The sequence below is a fragment of the Actinoplanes sp. NPDC048791 genome, from assembly GCF_040650095.1.
In the GTDB taxonomy this organism is placed as follows: Bacteria; Actinomycetota; Actinomycetes; order Mycobacteriales; family Micromonosporaceae; genus Actinoplanes.
On the sequence record NZ_JBEZGQ010000881.1, the window covers coordinates 1 to 3,494 of the forward strand.

Here is a 3,494-nt window from a genome sequence, read left to right on the forward strand (position 1 = left end):
GCCGGGGTGTTGCGGACCGCGCGCGGGGTGACCGCGCGGGTCAGGCAGAAGTCGGCTCGACGGTCACCTGCCGTCCGGCCCGACGAGGGCATGCGCGCGATCTACGCCCGGCAGGTCCAGGTGGTCCGCGAGGCCGGCGCGCTCCGCGAGTTGCCGTACCACCTGTCCACGCTGGGGTATGCCCTGTCCTGGGCCGGGGACTTCGCGGGCGCGGCCGCCGTCATCGCCGAGAGCGATGTCGTCGCCGCAGCGACCGGGGTCCAGCTGCCTCCTTTTCCCGCGTTGCGGCTGCTGTCGCTGCAGGGCCGGGAGACCGAGGCCACGGTGCTGATCGACGCCACGATCCAGGGCTCGGCCGCCAGCGGGTTCGGCATGGGCGTCACCGCGGCGCAGTGGGCCGCCGCCGTGCTCTACAACGGCCTGGCCCGCTATCCGGAGGCGATGCGCGCCGCCCGGGCGACCCCGCACCTCTCCGAGCCGTGGATCTCCACCTGGCTGCTGCCCGAGCTCGTCGAGGCGGCCTCCCGGGCCGGTGAGCCCGCCCTGGCGCACGACGCCCTGCAGCGGCTCATCGCGGCGACCGAGCCGTTCAGCACCGACTTCGCCGCGGGGATCGAGGCGCGCACCCGGGCCCTGGTCCTCGACGGACCCGGCGCCGACGAGCAGTACCGCGCGGCGATCGAGCGGCTGGGCCGGACCCGGCTGCGCCCGGAGCTGGCCCGCGCCCACCTGCTCTACGGCGAATGGCTGCGCCGCCGCCGTCAGCGCGTCGACGCCCGTGAGCACCTGCGGACCGCGTACGAGATGTTCGTGGCCATCGGCATGGAAGCGTTCGCCGAGCGGGCCCGCCGGGAGCTGGCGGCCACCGGCGAGACCGCCCGGCGGCGCACGGTCGAGGCCCCGCCGAGCGAGGAGCTGACGGCCCAGGAACGGCAGATCGCGGTGCTGGTCCGCGACGGGCTGTCCAATCCGGAGGTCGGCGCCCGGCTGTTCCTCAGCCCGCGCACGGTCGAGTGGCACCTGCGCAAGATCTTCGCCAAGCTCTCGATCACCTCCCGGCGGCAGCTGCGGGAGGTGCTGCCGCGGGGCGAGTTCGAGCCGGGGGCCGAGTGACCCGCTCAGCGCAGGAGCTGCTGGCCGCCGTCGACGTCGTAGGTGGCGCCGGTGAGCGCGGTGTTGGTCATCAGGTGCAGGGCGAGCGCCGCCACGTCCTCCGGTCCGACGACCCGTCCGATCGGCAGCGTGGCGCGCAGCTCCGCCCGACGTGATTCGAGCTGATCGCCGAGCAGGCGGGCCGACAGCGGGGTGTCGACGAAGCCGGGGGCGATCGCGTTGACCCGGACCGGCGCGATCTCCAGGGCGGCGTTGGCCGTGATGGCCGGCAAGGCGGCGGTGCCGATGGCGGCGAGCACGAGGCCGTGGCCGGGGCGGCGGGCGCCCGTACCGCTGAGGAACGTCAGTGATCCGCCGGGGCGGACCCGGGTGGCGCACTCGCGGGCGATCCGCAACGCTCCCACCAGGTGCTCGTCGAGGGAGGCGCGGGCCTGCTCGAAGTCCATCTCGGCGATCGGTGCGTAGGTCGGGCCGCCGCCGGAGACCAGCACGTGGTCGACCGGCGCGGGCAGTTCGGTGAAGAAGCGGTGCAGCTCGGCCGGGTCACCCAGGTCGAGCTGGACCGTCGAGGCGCCCAGTTCGTCGCGGACGGCGTCGAGCCGTCCCTGGTCACGACCGGTGACGATGACCTTGGCGTCCGCCGCGTGGGCCTGGCGGGCCGTCTCCAGCCCGATGCCGGAGGTGCCGCCGATGATGACGACGGTGCTTCCCGAGAGACTGTGCATGGTGTCCTCCTCAGACTGCCGCGACCGGTTCGGGCGCGGCACACGTGTGTAGGCGGGGGTTGGGCGCGGCGTGCTGTCCGGTGCTGCGGCGGCTGGGGACGAGCAGGGCCGTGAGCGCGGCGGCGGCCACGGTCAGGCCGGCCATGACGAGCATCGCGGACTGGTAGTTCGCGGCGAGCGGCTGCGCGAGACCGGGCGCGCCACCGGCCCCGAGCAGGGCCGGGACGAGCGCGACCAGGACGACCCCGCCGACCCGGGACGCGGCGTCGTTGATCGCCGACGCCTCGCCGAGGTCGCTGTCTTCGACGGCGGCGAGCACCCCGGCGGTGAGCGGTGCGACGGCCAGCCCGATCCCGAGGCCCCAGAGGATCGCGCCGGGCAGGATCGCCTGGGCGTACGAGTCGCCGGGGCGGGCCGCCGACAGCCAGCCGAAGCCGGCGGCCACGAACAGCAAGCCGGCCGCCATCGGCCAGCGGGTGCCGACCCGGGCGACGAGCCCGCCGACCAGCGGGGAGACGACCAGGAACACGGCGGACTCGGGGATCAGCGCCGCCCCGGCCGCGGTGGCGCTGTAGCCCAGCTGCAGCTCCAGCTGGAGGATGACCAGGTAGCTGGCGGCGGCCAGGGCGCCGTAGAAGAGCAGGGTGGCCGCATTGATCGCGCTGAACGGCCGGGACCGGAACAGCTCCGTCCGCAGCATCGGGCGGTGCCGGCGCTGCTCGACCGGGACCAGGGCGACCAGACACACCAGCCCGAGCAGGCCGGACGCCAGCACCGGTCCGGTCGTCCATCCCGACTCCGGCGCCGCGGTGAGGGCGTAGATGACACCGCCCAGGCCGATCACGGCGAGCAGGGCCCCGACGGCGTCGACCGAGAGCGGTCGCCGCAGGCTCGCGGTCGGCGGGACCCGGCGCAGCACCCAGAGCGCGGCGGCGATGAGCGGCAGGTTGAGCAGGAAGACGTAGCGCCACGAGGTGTGGTCGACGAGCCAGCCGCCGCCGTACGGGCCGAGGGTGGTGCCGAGGGTGGAGATGCCGGCCCAGATGCCGATGCCCCGCGCCCGGTCCGGCCCGCGCAACGTGCCGTTGAGCAGCGCGAGGCTGCTCGGCACGACGAAGGCCCCGCCGACGCCCTGCACCAGCCGGGCCAGGATCAGGGTCAGCGGCGTCGGGGCGACGGCGCAGCAGAGCGAGGCGACCAGCATCACCAGCAGCCCGGTGATCAGGATCCGCCGCGGCCCGAAGTGATCGGCGAGCGCCCCGGCGAGCAGCAGCAACGCCGCGACCGTGATCAGGTAGCCGGACAGAACCCACTGCAGCTCGCTCACGCTCGCGTTCAGGTCGCGCCCGATCGCCGGCACCGCGACGTTGATCATGTACGCGTCCAGGAAGCCGACCATCGAGGCCAGCACCGTCGCCGCGATGAGCGCCGTGCCGCGCGCCCCGCGCAGGGGGATGAGGCCGGCACCGGGGTCTGCCGCCGTACCCGGATCGGCGCTCACGGCACCGTCACCGCGCCCGCCGGATCGGTCGCGGCCCGGCCCGGGTCGTTCGGATGGGGGCTCAGCGGGGTCACCTCGTCGACCCGCCAGGCCCGCAGCGGCATCGTGGCCAGCGTCGCCTCGAGGTCCTCCGGGGCGGCGGGGGCGTTCTGCGC

The 3,494-nt window shown here is 75.0% G+C and carries 4 protein-coding genes; 1 reads left to right on the top strand and 3 read right to left on the bottom strand.

The features are described 5' to 3' along the window. A partial coding sequence (locus tag AB0C29_RS38995) for a LuxR C-terminal-related transcriptional regulator (RefSeq protein WP_360831562.1) occupies nt 1-1,113 on the top strand: 1,113 nt, incomplete at its 5' end. 5 nt (nt 1,114-1,118) lie between these two features. On the opposite strand, the gene AB0C29_RS39000 is transcribed toward AB0C29_RS38995, so the two are convergent. The 3 genes from AB0C29_RS39000 to AB0C29_RS39010 all read right to left on the bottom strand — a co-directional run. Then, nucleotides 1,119-1,838, bottom strand: coding sequence for an SDR family oxidoreductase (locus tag AB0C29_RS39000; RefSeq protein WP_360831565.1), 720 nt, complete (start codon nt 1,836-1,838; stop codon nt 1,119-1,121). Nucleotides 1,839-1,848: 10 nt separating this feature from the next. Then, nucleotides 1,849-3,339, bottom strand: a complete 1,491-nt coding sequence (locus tag AB0C29_RS39005) for an MFS transporter (RefSeq protein WP_360831569.1) — start codon at nt 3,337-3,339, stop codon at nt 1,849-1,851. Next, nucleotides 3,336-3,494: muconolactone Delta-isomerase family protein (locus tag AB0C29_RS39010; protein ID WP_360831572.1), on the bottom strand; the 159-nt coding region annotated here is incomplete at its 5' end. The genes AB0C29_RS39010 and AB0C29_RS39005, both read right to left, overlap by 4 nt.